We start from the raw sequence: 24,237 nt of genomic DNA, 5'->3' as shown, positions 1-24,237 counted from the left end.
TTGCAGTGGTGAATTCACCAAAGTCATCGCTGGCAAGCCAGCTCCCACAGGGACCGCAGTGCGATCTCAGAAAACCGGCAACGGCAAGCCGCCCATGCGCTCGGCCCCACCGTTCTGCGTCTGGTACGCAAGCTCGCCGCCGGCCACGTAGGTCTCGACATAGCGCTGCCAACCGCCCTCCTCGCCGGCACTGGCGACGTAGCCCTTGAGGTGTTCCAGGTCCCAGCCGTAATCGCTCGGGCAGGAGGTCGGGTGGGCACCCAGCGGCGCATGGATCACACCGCTGACCAGGTAGCGCTCGAAGGTGTTGCCGCGCGCCTGCTCGGCGGTCAGGGACAGGCGCTCCTCGATCTCCTCGCAGGACACGAAGCACTCCCGCGCGGCCCGGGCGAACAGATGGTCGAAGTACGGATCGGGGCCGGTCACCAGGCAGTTGCCCAGTCGATCGGCCACATTCACATGGAGGAAGGCCATATCCAGGTTCAACGCCGGCATGGCCAGCAATACCTCGCCATCGGCGTAGGGCGAGCGGATTTCCTTGATCTCCGGGTTGAGCCGGGCCACATCGGTGGCCAGGCCGCAGCGGGTCGGCAGGAATGGCAGGCGCATGCCGGCGGCGCGCAGGCCCCACTGGAACATGCCCTCGTCCAGTTCCATCAGTTCCAGTTCGCCGGCCTCGCGGGCCTTGCGGTAATAGGGCTCCAGCGGAATGGCATCGAGGGTGGCGAAACCGAACACCAGCTTGCGCACCTTGCCGGCCGCGCAGAGCATGCCGACCTCCGGGCCGCCATAGGCGACCACGGTCAGGTCCTTGACTGGCGAACGAAGGATCTCGCGCACCAGCGCCATCGGCTTGCGCCGCGGCCCCCAGCCACCGAAACCGATGGTCATGCCGTCACGCAGGCGGGCCACCGCCTCGGCGGCCGTCAGTTGCTTGTTCATCGTTCAGGCTCCTTGCTGGCCAACGGAAAAGTCATGGCCCCAGATGCTGACCCGGGTGAACTCGAAGGCAGAATGCTCGGCCCAGTCCACCTGCAGGCCGCCATAGCCGTACTCCAGGTCGAAGCCGGACGGGGTCTGCATGTAGAAGCTGGTCATGCGGTCGTTGAGGTGCTGGCCAAGGGTGGCGGAGAGCTTCACGCCATGGGCCTGGTGGCGGTCATGGGCGCGACCGACTTCGGTCATCGAGTCGACTTCCACCATCACGTGCACGCAACCGGATGGCACCGGGTACTCGGCCAGGGCCAGGCTGTGATGACGGGCATTGGCGCAGTGCAGGAAGTGGATGCGGATCGGCGGTGCCGACGGGTCCGGGCGGAAATTGAAGATGTCCGACAGGCCGAAGCCGAGCACATCGCGGGCGAAGGCCAGGGTCGCGTCGAAGTTGGGCGCCGGCAGCACGGTGTGGCCCAGGCCCATGTCACCGGTGATAAAGCGCGGCACGCCCTGGGGTGAAACGAATGGCTGGCAATCGGAACGGTGGCCCCAGCTCAGCTCATGGCGGTTGCCGGAAGGGTCGCTCAACAGCGCCAGCGCCTGTACGCCACGCTGTTCGATCTGCTCGGCACTGCCGGCCTGCCATTCCACGCCATGGGCGTCCAGGTGTTCGAGCGCGGCGGCGAATGCCTGCTCCGAGGCCAGCTCCCAGCCCGAGGCCTGGTAGCTGGCGGAGCTGCCTTCGACCACCAGCATGCGAAACGGCCGCTCGTCCATCTTCACGTACAGCCCGCCATGGGGCGCCGCTGCCGTTTGCATGCCGAGCACGTCCTCGGCGTAGCGCTGCCACTGGCCGGGGTTTTCGCTCTGCGCGACGAAATAGCCCAACCCACGAATCTCGATCATGCCCCTGTTCCTCGATGGCTGAATGCGGTGTCGAGGTCATTGTGCAAACAGGGGCCAGGGGCATCATCGTCCGTTGAGACTACGCGATTGGCGTGGATGCCAGGTGTTCGGGACTAGTCCGTTTCAATGATTCAAGGGCTCTGCTGGCAATCCTAGACTGGCGCATCTACCGAGACACAGAGACGCCCTCATGGAGTTCGCCCTTAGCGAAGAACAATTGATGATCCGCGACAGCGCCGAGCGCTTTCTCGCCCAGGCCAGCGACTCGCAGGCGGTGCGCGCTGCCATGGCGCGTGAAGATGACTACGACCCTGAACTGTGGCGGCGCATCGGCCAGGAGCTGTACTGGCCGGCGCTGCTGGTACCGGAGGCCTGCGGCGGCATGGGCCTGGGCTTTGTCGAACTGGCCCTGTTGCTGGAGCAATGCGGGCGCTATCTGCTCGGCTCGCCGCTGTTCGCCACCAGTTGCCTGGCGACGCCGGCGCTGCTGCTCGCGGAAAATGCGCAGTTGCGAGAACACTGGTTGGGTGCAATCGCTGCCGGAGAGGTCCGGGCGACCCTGGCCTTTTCCGCCGACGGCGGGATGGATGCAACCAGCGTGCAGGCGACGGTGCGCCGCGAAGCGGGAGGTCATGTCCTCAATGGCGGCTATGCACTGGTGCTTGACGGCGCCCTGGCCGACCTGCTGATCGTCGCCGCGCGCACGCCGGACAGTTGCGGCGAAGCAGGCATCAGCCTGTTCGCCCTGCCTGCTGGCACGCCCGGAGTGGTCCGTCGTGCCCTCCCCACCCTCGACCAGACCCGACGTCTGGCCCGTGTCGAACTGCACGATGTCCACCTCGACGACCGTTGCCTGCTCGGCCACGGCTGGCCGCTGCTGCGCGATGTGCTGGACCTCGCGGCCATCGGCCTGGCGGCCGAGCAGACCGGTGCGGCCCAGCAGAGTCTCGACCTGACCCTGACCTATATCGGCGAACGCCGACAGTTCAACCGCAGCATCGCCAGCTTCCAGGCCATCAAGCACCGCTGCGCCGACATGATGCTGCAGGTGGAATGTGCCCGTTCGGCGGCCTGGTATGCCGCCTGCATTGCCGCCGAGCGCCTTGCCGGCACGGCAGGCAGCGAGCTGGAAATGGCTGCGGCGACTGCGAAGATCCACGCCAGCGAAGCGTTTTTTCACTGTGCTGCCGAGTCGATCCAATTGCATGGCGGCGTCGGTTTCACCTGGGAGTACGACCCGCACCTGTATTTCAAGCGGGCCCGGGCCGCCGAGCAGATGCTGGGTACCCCGGCGTGGCATGCCGAGCGCCTGGCGACGCGATTGCTGGATATCTGACAGCGTGACTCCACTGTAGGAGCTGGCTTGCCTGCGATGGAGCGCGTAGCGGTCCCAAAACCATCCCGCACGATCTCTGGTGGTGCGACGTTTCAGATTCACCGTGCCTGGTCGTTCGCCTTTATCCAGAGGTTCGGTGTGTCAGGATTTGGGACCGCTACGCGCTCCATCGCAGGCAAGCCAGCTCCTACAGGGAATCTGCACCAGTCCTAATAGGGAGCATTGCTATGAAAATCGGCTTCAGCAGCACCGACGAAACCTTCCGCACCGAAGTCGCCCAATGGCTCCGCGAACACCTGTGTGGCCCCTTCGAGTCCCTGCGCTTTCGCGGCGGCCCCGGTGACGAACACAGCTTCCCGACAGAACGCAAGGCCTGGGAGCGCGAGCTGGCCAGCGGCGGCTGGACCGGCATCGGCTGGAGCCGTGAGCACGGCGGCCGCGGCCTGAGCATCAGCCAGCAGGTGATCTTCCACGAGGAATACGCCCGCGCCGGCGGTCCCGGACGCATGGGCCATATCGGCGAAGGCCTGCTCGGCCCGACCCTGGCCGCCTTCGGCACGGCGGAACAGCAACGGCGCCTGCTGCCGGGCATCCTCGCCGGCACCGAGTTCTGGTGCCAGGGCTATTCCGAACCGGGCGCCGGCTCCGACCTGGCCAATGTGCAGACCCGAGCCCGCCTTGACGACAGTGGCGAACACTGGCTGATCAGCGGCCAGAAAGTCTGGACTTCCCTGGCCCACGAGGCCGACTGGTGCTTTGTCCTGGCGCGCACCGAACCCGGCAGCAGCGGCCACCGCGGCCTGTCGTTCCTGCTGGTGCCGATGCGCCAGGACGGCATTCGCGTCCAGCCGATCCGCCAGTTGACCGGGACCAGCGAGTTCAACGAAGTGTTCTTCGACCAGGCACGGACCCCGGCCGCCAACCTGCTCGGCGCCCCCGGCGACGGCTGGAAGATCGCCATGGCCCTGCTCGGCTTCGAGCGCGGCGTCTCCACCCTGGGCCAGCAGATGCTGTTCCACAACGAGCTGGAGGAAGTCATGCGTCTCGCCAGGGCCAACGGCGCCAGCCGCGACCCGCTGCTGCGCCAACGCATCGCCCGGGCCTGGGCCGGCCTGCGGGTGCTGCGCTACAACTCGCTGCGCATGCTCTCCGGCTCGCAGGACGGGCAACTGCCTCGCGAAGCGATGATCTACAAGCTGGCCTGGTCCACCTGGCATGCCGAGCTGGGCAAGCTGGCCATGGACGTGCTCGGCCCCCTGGGGGAAATCCTCGACGGCGCTCCCTACGAGCTGAACCGCTTGCAGTCGCTGTTCCTGTTTGCCCGCTCGGACATGATCTACGGCGGCAGCAATGAAATTCAGCGCAATGTCATTGCCGAGCGGGCGCTGGGGATGCCGCGGGAGGCGCGGGTTGTGGCCAACTGAGGCAATGGCAGTGGTATCTCAGATCTTTTGATTCGTGGTGGCCGCAGGGTGTCTGTCGGGGGACCGGATCAGGGCTGACAGGTGCATGCCGGTGTTTTTCCGGCGCTCTCAAGATCGAGCGCCGCCCGCGCGGCGCTTCGCGAAGCGCATGGCGGTGTTTTTGTGGCGCCCTCAAGATCGAGCGCCGTCCACACGGCGCATCGCGGATAAATCCGCTCCCACATTTGTTGCAACGTACCTATGCCTGCAAGGCCATGGTTGTTCGCCTTGTTTGTTCGACTCGGTATCGAGTCGAGCCCAACAGCTTCCCCACGATAAATCGCCATGAGACAGAAGCTGAAAACTCAAATCCCACAGGCCATGGTGCGTTGCAACAGACGTGGGAGCGAGCTTGTCGGGGCGCCGAACCGTCGCGAAGCGCCGTGCGGACGGCGCTCGATTTCACGAACACTGCAAGAATCAAGGCAAGCGCATGGCAGCCTTCATGCGATTCAATACAAGGTCAGCACCCTCGCCCGGCGCAGGCCATTGGGCCCCTCGATACCCACACGATAGCGGCCAGGCTTGGCTTCAGGGCCGATACCCAGGATATGCCCAATCTGCGTCACACCCTCCATAGGGTCGACAATCTGTGCCTCCCACTCCAGTTCGTCATGTGGCAGCAAGACGCCCATTTCGTCGTAGAGCCTCGGCGCCGCTACCACTTGCGTCGAGTCCGCCGCCGGGATCTTCACCTTACTGCCGGGGTGGAACTCCAGGTCGACCTCGGTGCACACCATGGTCCGGGTGTCGTGCAGCCAGAATGTGGCCGAGCCGATGATATCGTTACCCTGAGAGGCCTCTAGCTTGGCCTCTACCGGCCAGCTTCCCACGAAGTTGGCAATGAAGGTCTTGTCCATCAACACACTCCATTCGCCGGAAATCTTGCGCGCGTCGATGCCGATGTGATGGCCCGATTTACCGTTGAGCGTGAGAGAGAAGTTGATATCGCCGTCGATCGTGTCCGCAGTCAAGATTCTTACAATTTTGTTAGCACCACTGATCAAGGGGGGGTAGATGTGCTCAGGGCTGGTTTCAACCTGAAGATCCCTGATCGGCAACAACGTCAGGACAAGGTCCTGCTCCACACCCGAGAGCTCGCGAACCCTAACGGCAATCTCGCCGACCTGGGCCTGCGGATAGACCCGAATACCGTAACCCTCCACCACCACCCCCGGAACAACACCGTCCAGCGCCACGAGCCAGGAGACTTCCTCCACCGGCAGCTGCACATCCGCAGCATCGAAGAAGACCGCACGGACTTGCACCACACTGGAACTCGACTGCGGCACGCGCTGTTGACTCGGCACCAATGTGCCTTCCACCCGTTGCACCAGCATGCTGCGGGTGTCATGCAAACGCAGGCTTGCACTGCCCGCTTCCTGGCCATCCAGCCAGGCCCGGAGCGTCAGCAGTGCCGGCCAGGGGCCGGCGTAAGCGTTGATGAAATCTCGAGTGAAAGTCAGTACCCCGCCGGCGATGCCCGCATGCAGGGTGATGCCGGGCACCTCTGCGACAGAGCCGTTGAGGGTAAAGTCGAAGGTAAGGGGGGCACCACCGGGTGAAGTCGCGGAGAAGGTCACGCTGGCGCTGCCGCTGTACTTCAGTGGTGGATAGAAATCGTAATGGCTCAGTTCAACATCGGACTGACTGGTATAGCTGTTCATTGTTCGGCTCCTTTTCTTCTGCCGTTGCCGCTTCTCCGCTAGTGGAGAACGCGTCCTTGCAGGCGCCGAGTCCGAACATTCGCAGTGAAGCTCCCTTCATCCGAGTCACGACAAACGGTTCTCAAGGAGCCGCGCCTGCGAGTGTTCGACCGGACTGCATGAGTTCGATTCGACCACCCGCAGGCGGGGCTCACAACTAGCAGAAATAACAGGTAGCGGGACCGACGCCCGGCGCCTTCAGCGCACGCGAATCTTCGGATCCCCCGCCCCCGCACGCATGGTGCGCAGAAACCCTTCCAGCGGCGCCGGCTCGGCCACTTGCGGCAGGTCATTCTTGCCCGGCCGCCGCGCCCAGAACCCATCCCAGGACGGAAACAGCTCGTGGAAGCTGCCGGCGTAGGGCTCGCGCCCTGGCCAGCGCATCTTCAGGCCACCGATCGGTGGCTTGTTCAGGTCGGTGGCGTACCAGTAGCACGGCAGGCGCCGGCGGAAGTACCAGCGGCCGTCGATCCGCTCGTAGTCGTCCCAATAGAGCATCTGCATGATCACCCACTCGGGGCCGGTCTCGTGCTCGTTCTTCGAATAGACCACGCCGGTAGCGTGGTCGGCATCGGCGAACTCGATGATGTGCTGGCCGAGATGATGCGAGGTGCCGTGGAACTGCTTGCGCATGGTCTCGTCGAGCCAGGCCTTGAGCGCGGCCCGGCCGCTCTGCTCGCGGCCGACGCGGACGTCAGCGGCGAAGCAATTGGCCATGGCGTCCATGTCGCGCATGTCCAGGGCCAGGGCGTACTTGCCGGCGAGCTGGCGGATGGCATCGAGGGACTCCAGGCGGTCGATGCGCTGCAGCAGCGAGAGGTCGTCGATGTTCATCAGTCGAGCACCGTGTACAGGTCGGAGCTGCGCCCGCCATCCACGCAGAGGCTGGCCCCGGTGACATAGGAGGCTTCGTCGCTGGCCAGGAACAGGATGGCGTTGGCCAGCTCCACCGGCAGGCCGACGCGCTTCATCGGGATGACCTTTTCGGTATTGGCGCGGGCCTTGGCGTCGGTGAGCATGCCGGCAGTGGCCGGGGTATCGACCACGCCGGGGATCACCACGTTGCAGCGCACCTTGTGCGGCGCGCCCTCGCTGGCAGCGGCGCGGCTGAAGTTGATCACTGCCGCCTTGGCCGCCGAGTAGCCGGCCATCCACGCAGTGCCGAACAGGCCGCAGATCGAGGCGATGTTGACGATGGCACCGCCGCCGCTGTCCTGCATCAGGCGCAGGGCGGTACGAGTACCCCAGAAGGTGCCGTCGACCGTGGTGCTGAAGTTGGCGTGCCAGTCGGCAGTGCTCATGCCGTCGATACCGCCCCAGGTGTAGGCCATGGCGTTGTTGACCAGGATGTCCAGGCGACCGTGGCGCTTGGCGGTGGCCTCCAGTGCGGCGACATAGCCATGCTCGTCGCTGACATCGGCCACGGCGATTTCGCCTTGGCCACCCTCGGCCCGGATCGCCGCCAGCACTTCCTGCAACGGCTCCGGGCGGCGGCCGCAGAGCACCACCACGGCGCCCTCCTCGGCAAAACGCCGGGCGGTGGCAGCGCCGATGCCGGAGCCGGCACCGGTGACGAAGGCGATCTTTCCTTGCAGACGCTTGCTCATGTTTTTCTCCTCAGATAAAGGCCATGCCGCCGTTCACCGCGATGTTCTGACCGGTCATGAAGCTGGCGTCCGCGCTGGCCAGGAACACCGCCACCCGGGCGATCTCGTCGGTTTCGCACATGCGCCCGAGGGGCACGTTCTTCAGCAGCGCCTGCATATGTTCGTCGGGGATCCCGGCCATCATCGGTGTGTTGGTCGGGCCTGGCACCAGGGTGTTGACGCGGATGCCGCTGGGCGCCAGTTCGCGGGCGATGGCACGGGTCAGGCCCATGACCGCTGCCTTGGACGCGCAGTAATGGCTCGGTCCTTCGCCGGTCAGCGCGGCGGTGCTGGACAGGTTGATGATGCTGCCGGCGCGCTGGCCCTTGACCATCAGCCGCGCCCCTTCGCGGGCGCAGAGAAAGGTGCCGCCGAGGTTGACATTGATCACCCGCGCCCAGCTTTCGTCCGGGGTGTCGAGGAAGCTGTCGAGGGCACCGACCCCGGCGTTGTTGACCAGGATGTCCAGACCACCGAAACGGGCCTCGACCTGGCCCATGGCATCGGCCACCGAGGCGCTGTCGGCAACGTTGCAGGCCAGGGCCAGCACGGCCTCGCCAAGATCCGCCAGGCTCGCGGCAAGTGCCTGCCGGTCAAGATCGACCGCCACCACCCTGGCCCCTTCGGCGACGAAGCGGCGCACGATGGCCTGGCCCATGCCCTGCCCGGCGCCAGTGACGAAGGCCACCTTGTTGTGCAATTTCATAGGTTCTCCCTGGAGTGCGACATGGCCCGCGGAACACGGGCCCTCCCCGGCATCATTGGGCGCCGGCCAGCAGCGAACATCGTCCAACAGGACGATGCCGCCGCACTGCCCAGCGCCGAGCATGCCCTGGCGCATGCCTGGCCGGGCGCGGCTTACCCCTTCGCTCATCCACCTTGTCCGGCCGGGCGGCGCACCCATCCGCCGAACAGGAGAATTCCCATGAATCAATCCGTAGACCTGCCATTGCCGGTCGGTCACTACCAGACGCTGGCCAGCGGCCTGCGCCTGCATTACCTGGATGAAGGCCAGGGCCCGGTCGTGCTCTGGCTGCACGGCAGCGGCCCCGGGGCCAGCGGTTTCAGCAACTTCAAGGGCAACTATCCGGAGTTCGTTGCTGCCGGCTATCGCAACATCCTGCTCGACCTGCCCGGCTTCGGTCGCTCGGACAAACCCGAGGACGTGCACTACGACCTGGATTTCTTCGTCGCCTGCCTGGCCGAGTTCCTCGACCTGATCGGCGTCGAGCGCTGCACCTTGCTCGGCAATTCCCTGGGCGGCGCCATTGCCCTGGGCCTGGCCCTGCACCAGCCGCAACGGGTAGAGAAGCTGATCCTGCTGGCCCCCGGTGGCGTCGAGGAGCGGGAAACCTATTTCCAGATGCCCGGCATCCTGCGCATGGTCGGCCTGTTCAATGCCGGCCCGATCGGCATGGAGGAAATGCGCAGCATGATGAGCCTGCAACTGTTCGACCCGTCGATCCTGCCCGATGACCTGCTGCAGGAGCGCGTGGCGGTGGCGGTGACCCAGCCGAAGAACCTGTTCAGCACCATGCTGGTACCCAACATGGAAAGCCGCCTGGGCGAGATCGCCTGCCCGATCCTCGGCTTCTGGGGCAGCAACGACAACTTCAACCCGGTCGGCGGCGCCCAGCGCATCATCGACGGCGCCAGGACTGCGCGCTTCATCGTGCTCAACCAGTGCGGGCACTGGGTGCAGGTGGAACATCGCCAACTGTTCAACCGCAGTTGCCTGGAGTTCCTCCGCTTCGGCTGACGCGCTGGCCACGACACAGGTAATATCCCGCGTCAAACGGATACAGGCCCGATGAACGCCATCCCGGTTCCAGTCGAACCAGTGGGCATCGACACTGCGGGCCTTTCTCCCCGAACAAAGGACATCACCATGGGTCGCCTGGCCACACTCTCTCTTGCAAGCTCGCTCGCCCTGTTCAACATCGATACGGCGCTGGCCGTGGATGCCAGTGCGGGCACCTTCACCGTCACGCGCCAATGCGAGGCGTTCCAATCCTTCAAGAACGCCACCAACCCGGGTGACCGTGCCGTGCAGCCGGGACAGTCGTTCAGGATCGCCGAGGTCAACCGCGAGCAATACCAGTGGGTCCGCGTCGATCTCGGCAGCGGGAAAAAGGACCTGCGCTGGGTGGCTGCCGACTGCGGCCAGGTCGAGGGCCTGGAAATCTCCCAGTCGGGCGCCCGCGCCTGCAGCATGCCCGACCAGTACGACAGCCATGTCCTGGCGATCAGTTGGCAGCCGGGTTTCTGCGAACACGACCGCAGCGGGCCGGGCAAGCCGGAATGCCAGGCCATGGCTGCCGGCGAACTGAAGGTCGATCACTTCACCCTGCACGGGTTGTGGCCGAACAAGCAGGCCTGCGGGATCAACTACGGCAGTTGTGCAGGTCCCCAACTGGACCTGGACCAGGCCACCGTCGATTACATCAAGCCATGGATGCCCAACTTCAACTACAGCACCCAGTTCGGCAACCACGAATGGAAAAAGCACGGTGTCTGCCAGACCGCTCTCAGCGATGACGACTACTTCAGGTTTGCCGTGGACCTGGTCAAGTCGTTCAACGACTCGGCGGCCGGGGCGTACATCCGCGACAACGTCGGGGGTTCGGTGTCCAAGGCGCAGTTCTACGCCAGATTGGCGGACGACTATGGCAGCAAGGCGGCGGGCAACAACTTCCTGCTGCTGTGCACCGGGGATTACCTGGAGGAGGTCCGGGTGGCGCTGCCCAGGGACTTCAAGCAGCAGCGCGATCTCAAGGGCGTGATCGGCGAGGAGTTCCTCGCGGCGCGCAACAGTGACCGCAGCGAGTGCCGGGGGGACCGGATCCGTATCGAGGGTAGTGGGTCCTGAGGCAGGGGCTGATTGCCTCATCGCTGCATGGGTATCTACACATCTCTATCAGGTGCACTGCGGACCTTGTGGGAGCGGCTGTTAGCCGGGACGCCGGACCGCGCGATCGGCGGCGAAGCCGTCGTAAAACTTGAGTCCCAAGTCTTTCTGACACACCGAGAGCACCGGTTTTATGGCCGCTTCGCGCCCAATCGCGGCTAACAGCCCCCACAGGATCCGTGTTGCACCTCGCCAAAGATGTGTAGATACCCATGCTCATCGCTGGCAAGCCAGCTCCCACAGGGTGTTGGGCCAGCCATAGTATCTATGCTCGACGCGGGCCCTGTGGGAGCTGGCATTGCCAGCGATGAGGGCTGCCGGGACAACACTGACCAACAAGATCGATGTCGAGGCGGGTGGCCTGATCGTCAGCAACGCCGACTCCCACAGGATTACAGGCCAGCCACAGGATTTATGGATGACATGGACACTGTGAGCTGGCTTGCCAGCGATGAGTCCCTGAGCATCACCACCCTGTCAGGCACACCCCGCCGGCACCCGGTTCAACGCCGCATCCCCCGGCTCGCCCAGCACGCAGGACGTTCCCCCGGGCGTGTACATCATCGCCACGCAGCGATTGCAGGCCGTACAGCGATTGCTGCGCCCCTTGCCACCGGCCAGCTTGTTCACATACCCCGGCTCGGCGATCAACGCCCGGCCCATGGCCACCAGCTCGAAGCCCTCGCCGATCACCTGCTCGATCCCATCCAGGCCTTGCACTCCGCCGAGGTAGGCCAGCGGCATCTTCACCGCCGCCCTGACCTTGCGCGCATGCTCCAGCAAATAAAGCTCACGAAACTCCACCACCGGATCGGTCATGCGCTGGATGGCCATGGCCAGGGCGATCACCGGGTTCTTCTGTTGCACGCGGTTTTCCTTGGGGAAGGACGATCCGAACATGGTGGTGATGGATTCGGCGTTCATCCCGGCGCTGAGCACCAGCAGATGGGCACCCTCCTCCTCCAGCATGCGCGCGATCCGCGCACCGTCGTCGGCACTGTTTCCGGCCCGGGTGCCTTCGGTGATGCTGTATTTGCAGATCACCGCGAGGTCCTTGCCCACCGCGTCGAGCACCGCACGCAATACCCGGCGCGGGAAGCGCAAGCGGTTTTCCAGGCTGCCGCCGTACTGGTCGCGGCGCTTGTTGTACAACGGCGAGATGAACTGGCTGAGCAGGTACCCGTGGCCCATATGGATTTCCACGGCATCGAACCCCGCCTCCCGCGCCAGCCGCGCGCCCTGGGCGAAATCGGCGACCACCTGGCGCATGTCCTCCTCGTTCATCGCCTGCTTGAAGAACATTCCGCTCATCATGCCGATCTTGTTGAAACCGCCACTGGCCGACAGCGGGCGCGGGGTCGAACGCTCGCGGATAAAGGTGAAGCAACCGCCATGGGTGATCTGCGCACTGGCCAGGCCGCCGTTGCCGTGCACCGCGTCGGTCAGGGTGCGGAAGTGCGGCAGGCTGGCCGGTTCGAGAATCAACTGGTTGGGCAAGGTGCGCCCGTCCTTGCTCACCGCGCAGTAGGCCACGGTGGTCAGGGCCACGCCCCCGGCAGCCAGGTTGCCGTGCAATCGCGCCAACTGTTTCGAGGGCACGCCGCCAGCGCTCATGCCTTCGTTGGTGGCGGCCTTGATAAAGCGGTTGCGCAGGGTCAGCGGGCCGATCTTGACCGGGCTGAACGGCGACGCAGGGTTGGAATGGGTCATGCCGATGGCCTCAGAAGGTGTATTTGGCGTTGAACGACAGGTAATCGCGGTCGGCCATCAGGCGGCCTTGGGCGATATCCGGCGAGCTGAGATAGGCGACGTAGGTCAGGCCGACCTGGAAATTGCCCAGGTACTTGAAGTCGCCGCCGACGGTCAGGCGCTTCTCGTCGCGGCCCAGGCCCTGGTAGGCGCTGCCATCGAGGTTCTGCGTCCAGACCACCTTGGTGGTCAGGTCCAGGCCGTTGGCGATGGACGGGTAATCCATGTAGGCGCCGATGCCGAGCAGGGTCGAGCCGCGGGTCTGGGTCTTCGACTCGAAGTTGTCGAACACCCCGTCCACTCCCGGCCCGCCGCCGGTGATGACCAGCTTGTCGACGTCCTGGATACGCTGGTGCACCACCTCGCCCATGAAGGTGGTCTGCTGGGCCAGCAGGCTCGGGCCGAGGATGTACGAGGCATTCAGGTTGCCCTGCCAGATCCGCCCGCGGGTCGGCGCGCCGTTGTCCAGGTACACCGAGGCGCCGTCGCGGTAGCTGAGGTCGCCGGCGTACTGCACCGAGTCGCCGACCTTGGAACTGAAGCTGATCCCGGTCAGCTCGACGTCCTCGAAGTAACCCAGGCGATAGGCCGGTGCGGTGCCGGCAGTGGCATGCCCGGCAAGACGCTTGAGCGAGGAATACTGGGTGGTGCCGCTGAAGTCGAAGAACATCGAGCCGATGCGCTCGTGGTAGCGGTAGTGGAACAGGCCGACCTCGGTGTTCTCGGTGATCCGGTAGCGCACGCCCAGGCCCCACTGGCCGCTGTCCCTGGGCTTGAGTTCGCCGTCGTAGTTGACCGCGGTGAAGCTGTGGTCCGGCAGGCCCTGGATCACCCCCGGGGCCAGGCGGTAGAACTCGGCGCCGGGGCCGAAGGTGTCGCTGCCGAAGTAGTCGCCCACCGGGTTGAGCTGGGTCTTTTCCCACTCGTACTGGTAGAAACCGACCAGCGCCAGGTCCTCGTTCAGCGACCAGGAAGCGGACACCTGGCCCACCGGCAGGTAGGAATCCTTGGCCTCGGTGCCCGGCACGTTGAACTTGGTCGCATCCACCGGCGCCTGGCCCTGGCTGATGTTGGCCCAGAACAGGCTTTCGCCCCAGGCCACCAGGTGGCGGCCGGCCTTGACCGAGAGGTACTGGGTCTCGCCGATATCGAAGTTGCCGTAGACATAGGCATCCAGCAGCCGCGCCTTGCTGCCGCTGAGGCGCCGGGTGCTGTCGGTGAAACCGTCGGCGCGACCGGCCTTGTTCACGCTATCGGGCGAGTCGTTGTCGTTACGCTGGTGGTAGACGTCGTCGTAGAAGTGGCTGCCGCGCAGCACCGCGCCGAGGTTGTCGTGCTTGAGCATCAGCTCGCCGAACAGGCTGACGCGGTTGTTGATCAGCGCACCGCGCTTGAAGTTGCGCGTGCCGTCGTCGTTGTTGAGGTCGTTGAGGTACTCGTGGGCCGGCTTGGCGGTGCGCATCGAGGCGGTGTAGTTGACCGTCAGCGATGACTCCAGGGTGGTGTTCTCCCCCAGCTCGACGCTCGGCCCGGCGCAGGCCGCTGCGCTGACCGCCAGGGCCAGCAGGCTGATGGAACCACGGTGAATGTTCCGGTTGGACATGCTCCACTCCTTTCTTGTTGTTGTCGGGGCTTGCCGGCGCAGGGTGGAACAGCGTCCGCGCCGGCACATCGTCCGTTTGGTGAAACTCAGGCGTTGCCGATCAAGGCGCGCAGTTCGTTCTTCGCCACCTTGGCCGACGCATTGAGGGGCAAGGCCGGCAGCAGGCGGACCTGACGCGGCACCTTGTAATTGGCCATGCGTTCGCGGCTCCAGGCGATCAGCTCGCCCTCCTCCAGCGCGCGGCCTTCGCGCAGGACCACGCAGGCACAACCCACCTCGCCCATGCGCGCATCGGGAATGCCGATCACCGCCACCTGGGCAATCGCCGGATGGGCGACCAGCGCCGCCTCAATTTCCGCCGGATAGCAGTTGAAGCCGCCGACGATGTACATGTCCTTGAGGCGGTCGGTGATCACCAGGTTGCCCTCGGCATCCAGCCGGCCGACATCGCCGGTGTGCAGCCAGCCCTCGTCGTCGATGGCCTCGCGGGTCGCCTCGGGGTTGTCGAAGTAGCCCTGCATCAGGTGGAAGCCGCGCAGGCAGATTTCCCCGGTCTCGCCCTGGGCCAGGGCCTGGTTGCGTGGGTCGCGGATGCTTACCTCGGTGCCTGCCAGCGGTCGCCCGCTGGTGCCGGCGATGGTCTGCGCCGAGTCGCACGGATCGCAGATCGTCGCCAAGCCGCCGCATTCGGTCAGCCCATAGGCCGTGGTCACCACACTGAAACCCAGCTCGCCGCGCATGCGTTCGATCAGGCTCGGCGGGATGCTTGCCGAGCCGGTTACAGCGATGCGCAGGCTGGACAGGTCGGTCTCGGCCAGGCGCGGGTGGGCCAGCAGCGACAGGTACAGGGTCGGCGCTCCCGGCAGCACGCTGATGCGCTCGCGAGCAATGCGCTGGAACACCGCGTCGGCATCGAACACCGCGTGAGGCAGGATGGTCGCTCCGGCGATCAGGCAGGTCAGCCAGCCGGCCTTGTAGCCAAAGGCATGGAAGAACGGATTGACGATCAGGTAGCGGTCACCGGGCACCAGGCCGATCACCCGCACGTATTCGCTGAAGGCCCGCAGGTTCTGGCCATGGGCGCTCATCACGCCCTTGGGCTTGCCGGTGGTGCCGGAGGTGAACAGCAGGTCGCACAGGGCCTCGGGACCGATGGACAGCGCACGACGCTCGGCAGTGAGCCGTTCGATGGTCAACGCCCCGGTAAGGAACTGGCGGTAACCCAGGTCACGAACATCGCCAACCCGCTCGGCATCGAAAACCACCTGGTGTTCGAGGCTGGCCGGTCGATGCGGCGCCAGCAAGGCGAGGTAATCGCTGTCGAGGAAGCGCTGCTGGACGAACAGCAGCCGGCAACCGCTGCGTTCGAGGATATCGGCGGCCTCGTTGCCCTTCATCCGTGTGTTGATCGGTACCAGCACCGCGCCGACGCAATGGATGCCCAGCGCGGCAAGAATCCACTGGCCGCTGTTCGGCGCCCAGATCGCCACCCGGTCGCCGGCCTGGATGCCCAGGGCCATCAGGCCGCGGCTGATGCTCATCACCTGCTCGGGCAGGTCGGCATAGTCCAGGCACTGGCCGTCCTCCTCGATGGCCGTGCGCCCGGCGAAGCGCCGGGCACTGTCGAACAGCAGGCGCGGGATGCTGGTGTGTGGGTTCGGGTCGATCATGGTTTCGCTCGTCATCATTCAGGGAAGCGGATGCGCAACTGCGCAGTGGTGGGCACGGCCTGGCAGGCGAGGATCCAGCCCTCGGCCAGTTCGCCGGCATCGAGGGCGTCGTTGACCAGCAACTCGACTTCGCCGCTCTCCAGGGTGCACATGCACGAGGCGCAGCCGCCGACACGGCAGGCGCTGGGCGGGTTGAGGCCGGCGCGGCGCATGGCGTCGAGCAGGGTCTCGCCGCTGTCCACGGGCAACTGGTGGTCTTCCCCGTCCAGGCGCACCGCCAGTTCCGCCGCCGTGGCCGCCTCGCTGGCCTGTTGCGACAAGGCCTCGCCCTCGCCGGGCAAGGACACGAATCGCTCCACATGCACCCGTCCGGCGGGCATGCCGAGGCTGGTCAATGCCGTGACGGCGGCGTCCATGAATGGCCCCGGCCCGCAGATAAAGGCCTCGGCAGCGCTGAACGGGCGCGCCAGCTCGGCCAGTTGCTGGCTATCAGGTATGCCCTGTACCGAGTCCAGCCAATGCACCACCTGCAAGCGCCGGGGGTGGGCGCTGGCCAGTTGGCGCAGTTGCTCGCGGAAAATCACCGAGCGTTCGTCACGGTTGGCGTACACCAGCAGGATCCGGCCCTGCCCGCTCAACAGCGCCGAGCGCAGGATCGACAGCACCGGGGTCACCCCGCTGCCGCCGCCGAACAGCAGCAGGTCGCCGTCCAGCGAGCGCGGCACGAACACTCCCGCCGGCGGCAGCACCTGCAGCGTCTCGCCTTCCTGCAGGGCCTCGCACAGCCAGTTGGAGGCCCGCCCGTCGGCCACGCGCTTGACCGTCACCCGCAGCGGCTCGTCCAGCAGCGGCGTGCTCGACAACGAATAGCAGCGCGGCAGCCAGCCGCCCTCGAACGGCACCCGCAGGGTGAGGAACTGTCCGGGTCGATAACGAAAGCGTGCAGTGAGGGATTCCGGCACCTCGAACACCAGCGAACGGGCGTCGGCGGTTTCCTCGATCACCTGCGCCACACGCAGGGTCAGATAGTCGGTCATGGTCGGCTACTCGCGGTGACGGGGCTCAGACAAACGGATCCGGATTGGGCAGACCCAACTGCACCGCGCCGAAGCTGCGCCCGTAGGCCATGAAGTTGTTGGCGATATGCCCGCGGGCCTGGTGCAGGTCGCGGAAGATCCGCGCCACCGGGTTGCTGTTGTACAGGCCCGAGGCGGCCATGCTGCGCAGCAGATCGTTGACCCGGTCGGCGCAGACGTTGGTCACGTAGGAAGACTGGTAGCGGTACAGCAGGCGGGTTTCGGTGTCCGGGTACTCGCCCTGGCGCGCCAGGCTCATCAGGTGCTCGTAGTTGCGCTCCAGCACCAGGCGTAGGGCATCGACGGTAATCGCCGCCTCGGCCACGGCGATTTGCGCCACCGGATCGTCGGCGGTGCGGGCGCCATGTTTGCCGGTATGCGCGGCGGCATTGGCGCGGAACTCGTTGATCGCTCCCTGCAAGGCACCGATGGCCGAGGTGGAGACGGCGCGGGAAAACACCTGGGCGAAGGGGATGGCGTAGATCGGGTTGGTATTGACCAGGCGTCCTGGCGTGGCCTCGATGCGCCAGTTGTTGGTGCGCTGCACACGATGGGCCGGGACGAAAGCGTCCTCGACCACGATGTCGTGGCTGCCGGTACCGCGCAGGCCGAGCACGTCCCAATTGCGCTCGATGCGGTAATCGGCGCGAGGCAGCAGGAAGGTGCCGTGCTCGCTGGCGAAATCGCCATCGGCCGGGAGGATGCCGCCGAGGAACACCCACTGGCAATGCTCGCTGCCGCTGGAGAAGCCCCAGCGCCCGCTGATGCGGTAGCCGCCCTCGACCACGCTGACCTTGGCTGCGGGCATATAGGTGGAGGAAATCAGCGCGCCGTGGTCCTCGGCCCACACCTCGCGCTGCGCCTCGATCGGGTAGCGCGCCAGTTGCCACGGGTGCACGCCCATCACCCCGTAGATCCAGGCGGTGGACATGCAGCCTTCGGCGAGGATCATCTGGATCTCGAAGAAGGTGCGCGGATCGACCTCGTAGCCGCCGAAGGCACGCGGTTGCAGGGCGCGCAACAGGCCGGCGGCCTGCAATTCGATGATGCTCTCGTCCGGCACCCGCTGCTCGCGCTCGGCCTGGGCAGCGCGCTCCTTGAGCAGCGGCACCAAGCGGCGTGCCCGCTCCAGCAGCTCGATTTCTTCTTCGTTCTTGTCACGCGTGCTGTACATGGTTCGACTCTCCCGATCTGGATTGCGCCGGTGCGCAAGCTGGGGGGAATCATCGAAGCGGGGGGCGGGGGGAATCATCGTCAAAGCGGACTAGGGCGTTGTCTGTATTGGCCTCATCGCTGGCAAGCCAGCTCCCACAGTGACCGCGTCGAGCACAGATAGTGTGGCTGGCGCAAACCCTGTGGGAGCTGGCTTGCCAGCGATGAGGCCGGCAGCCACACCACCGAGTCCAAACTGATAGTCCATTGAGACGATGCCCCCTCCCCCCCACCCCGCCATAGTCCTGCCACGCCCAACGCAACCAAGGACCCCCCCATGAGCATCCTCAACCGCTTCCACCTCCACGGCAGCGTGGCCATCGTCACCGGCAGCGGCCGCGGTATCGGCCGGGCCATTGCCCTGGCCTATGCCGAGGCCGGCGCCGATGTGGTGTGTTCGGCACGCTCGGCGAGCGAGGTCGAGGCCGTGGCCGAGGAAGTCCGCGCCCTCGGTCAACGCGCCCTGGCCATCCCCTGCGATGTAACCGACAGCCAGCAACGCCAGGCCCTGGTCGAGCGCAGCCGCGAGGAAATGGGCCGGATCACCCACCTGGTCAACAACGTCGGTGGTGGAGGTCCGAACGACCCGCTGAAGATGTCCGCCGAACAGTTCGACGAGATCCTGCGCTTCAACGTGTCCACCGCCTACGCCTTCTGCCAGCTGTGCGTGCCGCTGATGCGCGAGGCCGGCGGCGGCAATATCGTCAATATCAGTTCGGTGGCGGCACGCTATTCCCAGCGCCATTTCAGCGCCTACGGCAGTGCCAAGGCCGCCCTGAGCCACCTGACCCGCCTGCTGGCCCAGGATTTCGCCCCGCAGGTGCGGGTCAATGCAGTCGCCCCCGGGCCGACCCTGACCGACGCCCTGGCCGGGGTGATGCCCGCCGCCATGCGCCATAGCATGGAAGCCAATACCCCGCTGAAATGCCTGGGCACCCCCGAGGATATTGCCGCCGCCGCGCTGTACCTGGCCAGCCCCGCCTCGGCCTGGGTCAGCGGCAAGATAATCGATGTCGACGGCGGCGCCGATTCCAGCGTCTGGGTCGGCTGAACCTGCTTCTCACCGCCTTGGCCGGCGTCTTGAACCCGTTGCTCCTGCTCAGTGGCGCCGGCCCTTTTTTTCCCGAAACGAGCCCTGACCATGGACGCCCCCCTGATCGATGCCCTCGGCGCCGAGCTGTTCCACGCCCTGCGCAGCCGCAAGGCCCTCGCCCCGCTCACCGCCCGCTATCCGCAGATCACCCTGGATGACGCCTACCACATCTCCCTGCGCTTCCTGCAACGCCGCCAGGCCCTGGGCGAACGGGTGGTGGGCAAGAAGATCGGCGTCACCAGCCGCGCCGTGCAGGAGATGCTCGACGTGCATCAGCCGGACTTCGGCTTTCTCACCGATGCCATGCAGGTGGACGATGCCAGCGCGGTCAGCCTGGCCCGCTACAACCTGATCCAGCCCCGCGCCGAAGGCGAGATCGCCTTTATCCTCGGCGAGGACCTGCACGGTCCGGGCATCACCGCCGAGGACGTGCTGGCCGCCACCGAGGCGGTCATGCCCTGCTTCGAGATCGTCGATTCGCGGATCGACGACTGGAAGATCCGTATCCAGGACACCGTCGCCGACAACGCCTCCTGCGGCGTATTTGCCCTTGGCACCCAGCGCATCGACCCGCGCGGGCTGGACCTGGCCCGGGTCGAGATGCAGCTGTTGAAGAACGGCGAACCGGCCGGCAATGGCCTGGGCTCGGCAGTCCAGGGCCACCCCTGCGCGGCGGTGGCCTGGCTGGCCAATACCCTCGGCGAGCTGGGCATTCCGTTTCGCCGAGGCGAAATCATCCTGTCCGGTGCCCTCGCCCCCCTGGTGCCGGTGGCTGCCGGCGACCGCATCAGCCTTTCCATGAGCGGGCTGGGCCATTCCAGCCTGCGTTTCGTGCACTGAGCACGTTCTTTCGCGGAGTCCCCAACCATGAGCAAGAAGATCCGCTGCGCCCTGATCGGCCCGGGCAATATCGGCACCGACCTGCTGTACAAGCTAAAGCGCAGTGAAGTGCTGGAGCCGGTGTGGATGGTCGGTATCGACGCCACCTCCGAGGGCCTGGCCCGCGCCCGCGAGCTAGGCCTGAAAACCACCGCCGAGGGCGTCGACGGCCTGCTGCCCCATGTCCTCGACGACCGTATCCAGATCGCCTTCGACGCCACCTCGGCCTATGTCCACGCCGAGAACAGCCGCAAGCTCAACGAGCTGGGCGTGCTGATGATCGACCTGACCCCGGCGGCCATCGGCCCCTACTGCGTGCCACCGGTCAACCTCAAGGCCAACCTCGGCCTCGGCGCGATGAACGTGAACATGGTCACCTGCGGCGGCCAGGCCACCATTCCGCTGGTGGCGGCGGTGTCCAGCGTGCAGGCGGTGGACTACGCCGAGATCATCGCTACTGCTGCGTCCAAGTCGGTTGGCCCGGGCACGCGCAAGAACATCGACGAATTCACCCGCACCACCGCCAGCGCCATCGAGCAGGTCGGCGGGGCGAAACAGGGCAAGGCCATCATCGTCATCAACCCCGCCGAACCGCCGCTGATCATGCGCGACACCGTGCACTGCCTGACCGCCGAGGAACCGGACCAGGCCGCCATCCGCCAGGCCCTGGACGCGATGATCGCCGAGGTGCAGCGCTATGTGCCCGGCTACCGCCTGGTCAACGGCCCGGTGTTCGATGGCCGGCGGGTCTCGGTGTTCATGGAGGTGGAAGGCCTGGGCGACTACCTGCCCAAGTACGCCGGCAATCTCGACATCATGACCGCCGCCGCCGCACGCACCGCCGAGATCTACGCCGAAGCCATGCTCAACGGCGAGCTGCAGCCACGCCCGATCACCGCCCAACCCGCCCACGCCTGAGGACCCGACCATGGACCTACGCGGCAAACGCATCACCGTTCACGACATGTGCCTGCGCGACGGCATGCACCCCAAGCGCCACCAGATCAGCCTGCAGCAGATGCAGGACATCGCCTGCGGCCTCGACGCCGCCGGGGTGCCGCTGATCGAAGTCACCCACGGCGACGGCCTTGGCGGCAGCTCGGTGAACTACGGTTTTCCCGCCAATAGCGACGAACAGTACCTGTCGGCGGTGATTCCGCTGATGAAACGGGCACGGGTCTCGGCCCTGCTGCTGCCCGGCATCGGCACCGTCGATCACCTGCGCATGGCCCACGAACTGGGGGTCTCGACCCTGCGCGTCGCCACCCATTGCACCGAAGCCGATGTCAGCGAACAGCACATCAGCCATGCGCGCAAGCTCGGCATGGACACCGTCGGCTTCCTGATGATGGCCCACATGAACAGCCCGCAGGGCCTGGCGACCCAGGGCAAGCTGATGGAAAGCTACGGTGCCAACTGCATCTACCTGACCGACTCGGCCGGCTACCTGCTGCCGGAGGATGTCGCGGTACGAGTCGCGGCCCTGCGCGAGGTGCTGCAACCGGATACCGAGATCGGCTTCCATGGCCACCACAACCTGTCCATGGGCGTGGCCAACTCCATCGCCGCCATCGGCGCCGGGGCGACGCGCATCGACGCGGCCTGTGCAGGGCTTGGCGCCGGAGCCGGCAATACGCCGATGGAAGTGCTGGTGGCGGTGTGCGAGCGCATGGGCATAGAGACCGGGGTCAACCTGTTCCAGATCCAGGATGTGGCCGAGGACCGCGTGGTGCCGATCATGGACTTCCCCATCCGCAGCGACCGCGATGCCCTGACCATGGGCTTTGCCGGGGTGTATGGCTCGTTCCTGCTGTTCGCCAAGCGGGCGGAGAAGAAGTACGGCGTGTCGGCGCGGGAGATTCTCGTGGAAATGGGCCGGCGCGGCATGGTCGGCGGGCAGGAGGACATGATCGAGGATACGGCGATGACCTTGGCGCGGCAGCGGCGAGCCTAAGCGCCGAGCAATGACCACCATGGAACCTCTGGGAGATTCCATGGTGGCAGGCAAGCAGATTGATGTTGTGACTGCTGGCCTCATCGTCGGCAACGCCGACTCCCACAGGGTTATGGGCCAGCCACACTATCCGTGCTCGGCTCGGACCCTATGGGAGCTGGCGTTGCCAGCGATCAGGCCGGCAAGAACAACCCGACAGCAAGATCGATATCGAGGCTGATGGCCTCATCGCCGGCAATGCCGGCTTCCACAAGGTACCGGGCCAGCCGCACGATCCAGGCCTGACGCAGGACCCTGTGGGAGCTGGCTTGCCAGCGATCAGACCGGCATTGACATGGAGGTTACCGGGATTGCCATCAACGCCAGTCAGGCACTATCCGCTGCTCCAGCGCCAACGCCTGCGCCGCGATCGTACGCTTCTGGTAATCCACTGCCCGCGGATCGGTGGCCAACCACAGCATCACCGCCGCCGGCACCTCGGGCGGTGCGGTTCCGGCACGAAGGGCGATCAGCCCCTGGTCGCCGATGGTCGCCTTGAGCGCTTCGGTGGTAACCACCCCGGGATTGACCGTGTAGGCGCGGATCCCCGCCTCCCCCAGCTCCGCCGCGACGATCCCGGACAAGCGCGACACCGCCGCCTTGCCCGCACCGTAGGCATAGCCCCAGCCACCCTTGCCGGCCGCTACCGGCGGATCGCTTTCGCCCGCACCGGAGGTGACATTGATCACCACCCCACCGCCCTGCTCCGCCATCGCCTGGGTCACCGCACGGGTCAGCAGGAACGGCGTAAGGATGTAGCCGTGGAACATGCGCTCCAGGGTCTCGGGCTGCAGGTCGAGGAACCCGGCGTTGAGATCGCTGCCCTGGTAGATGGCGTTGTTGACCAGCACGTCGATGCGACCGAACTCGCCAAGCACCGCCTTGCACGCGGCCAGGGCCGAGGCGCTGTCGAGCAGGTCCATGGGCACCACCAGGGCACGCCGGCCCAGGGCGCGGATGGCCGCGGCGGTGCCATTGAGGCTGCCCGGCAGCGGTGCGCCGTTGGCGTCGCGCAGGGCGTGGGGGTGCTGTTCGCCTTCGTCGAGGGTCCGGGCACTGATCGCCACGTCGAAACCGGCGGCGGCAAAGGCCAGCGCGGTCTCGCGGCCGATGCCGCGGCTGGCACCGGTAATGAATGCAACCTTGTTCATGGCGCTTCCTCAGACTTGTTGCGGGCGGACCATGGCGTCCATGCCGCCGTCGATGTAGATCACACCACCGTGGATGAAGCCGGCCTGCTCCGATTGCAGGAAGGCGATCAGCGCGGCGATTTCTTCGGGGTGGCCGTTACGGCCCAGCGGGGCGACGAAATCGCGCACCGCCTGGCCGAAGCGCGGGTCGTTGCGCGAGGCATCGTGCAGCGGGGTTTCCACGGCGCCGGGGGCGATCACATTGAGGCGGATGCCCTTGCGTCCCCAGGGCGCGGCGAGGCGCCGGGCGTGGTGGGTGATGGCGTATTTCGAGCAGGCGTAGGCGATCTGCGGTTCGGCCAGGCTGTCGGCCAGGTCGCGGGCGCGGGCTTCGTCGTTGTCGAGCATGGCCTGGGTCATGGGCTGTTGCTGCGCATCGGGGCGGATTGCCGCGACCGAGCCGATCACCAGGGCGGCGGGGTTGTCGCCCTGCTCCAGGGCTGTTTCGAGACCGACAAGCAACTGGCTGACGCCGAAGTGGTTGATGGCCACGATCAGACCGCAGGACGGCGCGGTGACGCCGACGCCGGCGCAGCAGACCAGGCCGTCGAGGCGGCCGTGGCTGAGTTCGAGTATCTGGGTGATGGCCGAGTCGCGGCCTTCTGGAGTGGACAGATCGGCGATGACGTCGGCATTGCTGCGGTCGATGCCGATAACGGTGTGGCCGGCGGCGCGCAGGGTAGCGGCGACGGCAGCGCCGATGCCGGAGGCGGAGCCGGTGATGGCGGTGGTGGGCATGGGGTATTCCCTGAGAGAGGTGGTGAATTCATCGCTGGCAAGCCAGCTCCCACAACGCTGAACCTGTGGGAGCTGGCTTGCCAGCGATAGTGGCCCCTCATGATCGAAGACAGGATTGGCCAGAACATCCCCC

The 24,237-nt window shown here is 66.0% G+C and carries 21 protein-coding genes; 8 read left to right on the top strand and 13 right to left on the bottom strand.

Features of this window, described 5'->3' with window-relative positions; all coding sequences use genetic code 11:
- Positions 1–66: 66 nt before the first annotated feature.
- Positions 67–942, bottom strand: coding sequence for a CoA transferase subunit A (locus ACODSK_RS25110; RefSeq protein WP_489019794.1), 876 nt, complete (start codon positions 940–942; stop codon positions 67–69).
- A gap of 3 nt (positions 943–945) precedes the next feature.
- Positions 946–1,842, bottom strand: coding sequence for a VOC family protein (locus ACODSK_RS25105; RefSeq protein WP_489019793.1), 897 nt, complete (start codon positions 1,840–1,842; stop codon positions 946–948).
- A gap of 190 nt (positions 1,843–2,032) precedes the next feature.
- On the opposite strand from ACODSK_RS25105, the gene ACODSK_RS25100 reads away from it, so the two are divergent.
- Together ACODSK_RS25100 and ACODSK_RS25095 are read left to right on the top strand one after the other, a co-directional pair.
- Positions 2,033–3,178 carry an acyl-CoA dehydrogenase family protein gene (locus ACODSK_RS25100; RefSeq protein WP_489019792.1) on the top strand — a complete coding sequence of 382 codons (1,146 nt, stop codon included), beginning with the start codon at positions 2,033–2,035 and terminating at the stop codon, positions 3,176–3,178.
- Positions 3,179–3,405: 227 nt separating this feature from the next.
- Positions 3,406–4,602 (top strand): acyl-CoA dehydrogenase family protein, encoded by a 1,197-nt coding sequence (locus ACODSK_RS25095; protein ID WP_489019791.1) that lies wholly within the window; start codon positions 3,406–3,408, stop codon positions 4,600–4,602.
- Between the two features lie 491 nt (positions 4,603–5,093).
- Here ACODSK_RS25095 and ACODSK_RS25090 read toward each other — a convergent pair whose 3' ends face one another.
- The 4 genes from ACODSK_RS25090 to ACODSK_RS25075 form a co-directional block, all read right to left on the bottom strand.
- Complete coding sequence (locus tag ACODSK_RS25090; RefSeq protein ID WP_489019790.1) at positions 5,094–6,308, bottom strand: hypothetical protein; 1,215 nt, start codon at positions 6,306–6,308, stop codon at positions 5,094–5,096.
- A gap of 237 nt (positions 6,309–6,545) precedes the next feature.
- Complete coding sequence (locus ACODSK_RS25085; RefSeq protein ID WP_489019789.1) at positions 6,546–7,181, bottom strand: nuclear transport factor 2 family protein; 636 nt, start codon at positions 7,179–7,181, stop codon at positions 6,546–6,548.
- On the bottom strand, positions 7,181–7,954 hold the full coding sequence (locus ACODSK_RS25080) for an SDR family NAD(P)-dependent oxidoreductase (protein ID WP_489019788.1): 774 nt from the start codon (positions 7,952–7,954) through the stop codon (positions 7,181–7,183). The genes ACODSK_RS25085 and ACODSK_RS25080 overlap by 1 nt, the downstream gene beginning before the upstream one ends.
- Before the next feature lie 10 nt (positions 7,955–7,964).
- Positions 7,965–8,699, bottom strand: coding sequence for an SDR family NAD(P)-dependent oxidoreductase (locus ACODSK_RS25075; protein ID WP_489019787.1), 735 nt, complete (start codon positions 8,697–8,699; stop codon positions 7,965–7,967).
- 219 nt (positions 8,700–8,918) lie between these two features.
- On the opposite strand from ACODSK_RS25075, the gene ACODSK_RS25070 reads away from it, so the two are divergent.
- Together ACODSK_RS25070 and ACODSK_RS25065 are read left to right on the top strand one after the other, a co-directional pair.
- Positions 8,919–9,752: an alpha/beta fold hydrolase gene (locus tag ACODSK_RS25070; RefSeq protein ID WP_489019786.1), complete on the top strand. Its 834-nt coding sequence runs from the start codon at positions 8,919–8,921 to the stop codon at positions 9,750–9,752.
- A gap of 129 nt (positions 9,753–9,881) precedes the next feature.
- Entirely contained in the window at positions 9,882–10,862 is a 981-nt protein-coding gene (locus tag ACODSK_RS25065; RefSeq protein ID WP_489019785.1) for a ribonuclease T2 family protein, read from the top strand.
- Between the two features lie 516 nt (positions 10,863–11,378).
- Here ACODSK_RS25065 and ACODSK_RS25060 read toward each other — a convergent pair.
- The 5 genes from ACODSK_RS25060 to ACODSK_RS25040 form a co-directional block, all read right to left on the bottom strand.
- Positions 11,379–12,611: an NADH:flavin oxidoreductase gene (locus tag ACODSK_RS25060; RefSeq protein WP_489019784.1), complete on the bottom strand. Its 1,233-nt coding sequence runs from the start codon at positions 12,609–12,611 to the stop codon at positions 11,379–11,381.
- A gap of 10 nt (positions 12,612–12,621) precedes the next feature.
- Positions 12,622–14,253 carry a DUF1302 domain-containing protein gene (locus tag ACODSK_RS25055; protein ID WP_489019783.1) on the bottom strand — a complete coding sequence of 544 codons (1,632 nt, stop codon included), beginning with the start codon at positions 14,251–14,253 and terminating at the stop codon, positions 12,622–12,624.
- 86 nt (positions 14,254–14,339) lie between these two features.
- The gene (locus ACODSK_RS25050) at positions 14,340–15,923 is read right to left on the bottom strand and encodes a FadD3 family acyl-CoA ligase (RefSeq protein ID WP_489019782.1); all 1,584 of its coding nucleotides are present in this window, start codon (positions 15,921–15,923) and stop codon (positions 14,340–14,342) included.
- A 14-nt stretch (positions 15,924–15,937) separates the two neighbouring features.
- Positions 15,938–16,960 carry a 2Fe-2S iron-sulfur cluster-binding protein gene (locus tag ACODSK_RS25045; protein WP_489019781.1) on the bottom strand — a complete coding sequence of 341 codons (1,023 nt, stop codon included), beginning with the start codon at positions 16,958–16,960 and terminating at the stop codon, positions 15,938–15,940.
- 25 nt (positions 16,961–16,985) lie between these two features.
- A complete protein-coding gene (locus tag ACODSK_RS25040) occupies positions 16,986–18,173 on the bottom strand; it encodes an acyl-CoA dehydrogenase family protein (protein WP_489019780.1) in 1,188 nt (395 codons plus the stop codon).
- A 315-nt stretch (positions 18,174–18,488) separates the two neighbouring features.
- Here ACODSK_RS25040 and ACODSK_RS25035 point away from each other — a divergent pair, with 315 nt between their 5' ends.
- From ACODSK_RS25035 to dmpG, 4 genes are all read left to right on the top strand, one after another.
- On the top strand, positions 18,489–19,262 hold the full coding sequence (locus ACODSK_RS25035) for a glucose 1-dehydrogenase (protein ID WP_489019779.1): 774 nt from the start codon (positions 18,489–18,491) through the stop codon (positions 19,260–19,262).
- Positions 19,263–19,352: 90 nt separating this feature from the next.
- Positions 19,353–20,144 (top strand): fumarylacetoacetate hydrolase family protein, encoded by a 792-nt coding sequence (locus tag ACODSK_RS25030; protein ID WP_489019778.1) that lies wholly within the window; start codon positions 19,353–19,355, stop codon positions 20,142–20,144.
- Positions 20,145–20,171: 27 nt separating this feature from the next.
- Entirely contained in the window at positions 20,172–21,101 is a 930-nt protein-coding gene (locus ACODSK_RS25025; RefSeq protein ID WP_489019777.1) for an acetaldehyde dehydrogenase (acetylating), read from the top strand.
- Positions 21,102–21,111: 10 nt separating this feature from the next.
- Positions 21,112–22,137 (top strand): 4-hydroxy-2-oxovalerate aldolase, encoded by a 1,026-nt coding sequence (gene dmpG / locus ACODSK_RS25020; protein ID WP_489019776.1) that lies wholly within the window; start codon positions 21,112–21,114, stop codon positions 22,135–22,137.
- Positions 22,138–22,493: 356 nt separating this feature from the next.
- Here dmpG and ACODSK_RS25015 read toward each other — a convergent pair whose 3' ends face one another.
- Together ACODSK_RS25015 and ACODSK_RS25010 are read right to left on the bottom strand one after the other, a co-directional pair.
- On the bottom strand, positions 22,494–23,327 hold the full coding sequence (locus tag ACODSK_RS25015; protein WP_489019775.1) for an SDR family NAD(P)-dependent oxidoreductase: 834 nt from the start codon (positions 23,325–23,327) through the stop codon (positions 22,494–22,496).
- A gap of 9 nt (positions 23,328–23,336) precedes the next feature.
- Positions 23,337–24,104, bottom strand: a complete 768-nt coding sequence (locus ACODSK_RS25010) for an SDR family oxidoreductase (protein WP_489019774.1) — start codon at positions 24,102–24,104, stop codon at positions 23,337–23,339.
- Between the last annotated feature and the right edge of the window lie 133 nt (positions 24,105–24,237).

The sequence above is a fragment of the Pseudomonas sp. FG98 genome, assembly GCF_057808595.1.
Note: the sequence above shows the minus strand (reverse complement) of the source record. Positions and strands in the feature narration are given on the sequence as shown.

Excerpts from the sequence above, each read along its gene's own strand:
- ACODSK_RS25110 (WP_489019794.1), bottom strand. The coding sequence starts at position 942 with ATGAACAAGCAACTGACGGCCGCCGAGGCGGTGGCCCGCCTGCGTGAC.
- ACODSK_RS25105 (WP_489019793.1), bottom strand. The coding sequence starts at position 1,842 with ATGATCGAGATTCGTGGGTTGGGCTATTTCGTCGCGCAGAGCGAAAAC.
- ACODSK_RS25100 (WP_489019792.1), top strand. The coding sequence starts at position 2,033 with ATGGAGTTCGCCCTTAGCGAAGAACAATTGATGATCCGCGACAGCGCC.
- ACODSK_RS25095 (WP_489019791.1), top strand. The coding sequence starts at position 3,406 with ATGAAAATCGGCTTCAGCAGCACCGACGAAACCTTCCGCACCGAAGTC.
- ACODSK_RS25090 (WP_489019790.1), bottom strand. The coding sequence starts at position 6,308 with ATGAACAGCTATACCAGTCAGTCCGATGTTGAACTGAGCCATTACGAT.
- ACODSK_RS25085 (WP_489019789.1), bottom strand. The coding sequence starts at position 7,181 with ATGAACATCGACGACCTCTCGCTGCTGCAGCGCATCGACCGCCTGGAG.
- ACODSK_RS25080 (WP_489019788.1), bottom strand. The coding sequence starts at position 7,954 with ATGAGCAAGCGTCTGCAAGGAAAGATCGCCTTCGTCACCGGTGCCGGC.
- ACODSK_RS25075 (WP_489019787.1), bottom strand. The coding sequence starts at position 8,699 with ATGAAATTGCACAACAAGGTGGCCTTCGTCACTGGCGCCGGGCAGGGC.
- ACODSK_RS25070 (WP_489019786.1), top strand. The coding sequence starts at position 8,919 with ATGAATCAATCCGTAGACCTGCCATTGCCGGTCGGTCACTACCAGACG.
- ACODSK_RS25065 (WP_489019785.1), top strand. The coding sequence starts at position 9,882 with ATGGGTCGCCTGGCCACACTCTCTCTTGCAAGCTCGCTCGCCCTGTTC.
- ACODSK_RS25060 (WP_489019784.1), bottom strand. The coding sequence starts at position 12,611 with ATGACCCATTCCAACCCTGCGTCGCCGTTCAGCCCGGTCAAGATCGGC.
- ACODSK_RS25055 (WP_489019783.1), bottom strand. The coding sequence starts at position 14,253 with ATGTCCAACCGGAACATTCACCGTGGTTCCATCAGCCTGCTGGCCCTG.
- ACODSK_RS25050 (WP_489019782.1), bottom strand. The coding sequence starts at position 15,923 with ATGATCGACCCGAACCCACACACCAGCATCCCGCGCCTGCTGTTCGAC.
- ACODSK_RS25045 (WP_489019781.1), bottom strand. The coding sequence starts at position 16,960 with ATGACCGACTATCTGACCCTGCGTGTGGCGCAGGTGATCGAGGAAACC.
- ACODSK_RS25040 (WP_489019780.1), bottom strand. The coding sequence starts at position 18,173 with ATGTACAGCACGCGTGACAAGAACGAAGAAGAAATCGAGCTGCTGGAG.
- ACODSK_RS25035 (WP_489019779.1), top strand. The coding sequence starts at position 18,489 with ATGAGCATCCTCAACCGCTTCCACCTCCACGGCAGCGTGGCCATCGTC.
- ACODSK_RS25030 (WP_489019778.1), top strand. The coding sequence starts at position 19,353 with ATGGACGCCCCCCTGATCGATGCCCTCGGCGCCGAGCTGTTCCACGCC.
- ACODSK_RS25025 (WP_489019777.1), top strand. The coding sequence starts at position 20,172 with ATGAGCAAGAAGATCCGCTGCGCCCTGATCGGCCCGGGCAATATCGGC.
- dmpG (WP_489019776.1), top strand. The coding sequence starts at position 21,112 with ATGGACCTACGCGGCAAACGCATCACCGTTCACGACATGTGCCTGCGC.
- ACODSK_RS25015 (WP_489019775.1), bottom strand. The coding sequence starts at position 23,327 with ATGAACAAGGTTGCATTCATTACCGGTGCCAGCCGCGGCATCGGCCGC.
- ACODSK_RS25010 (WP_489019774.1), bottom strand. The coding sequence starts at position 24,104 with ATGCCCACCACCGCCATCACCGGCTCCGCCTCCGGCATCGGCGCTGCC.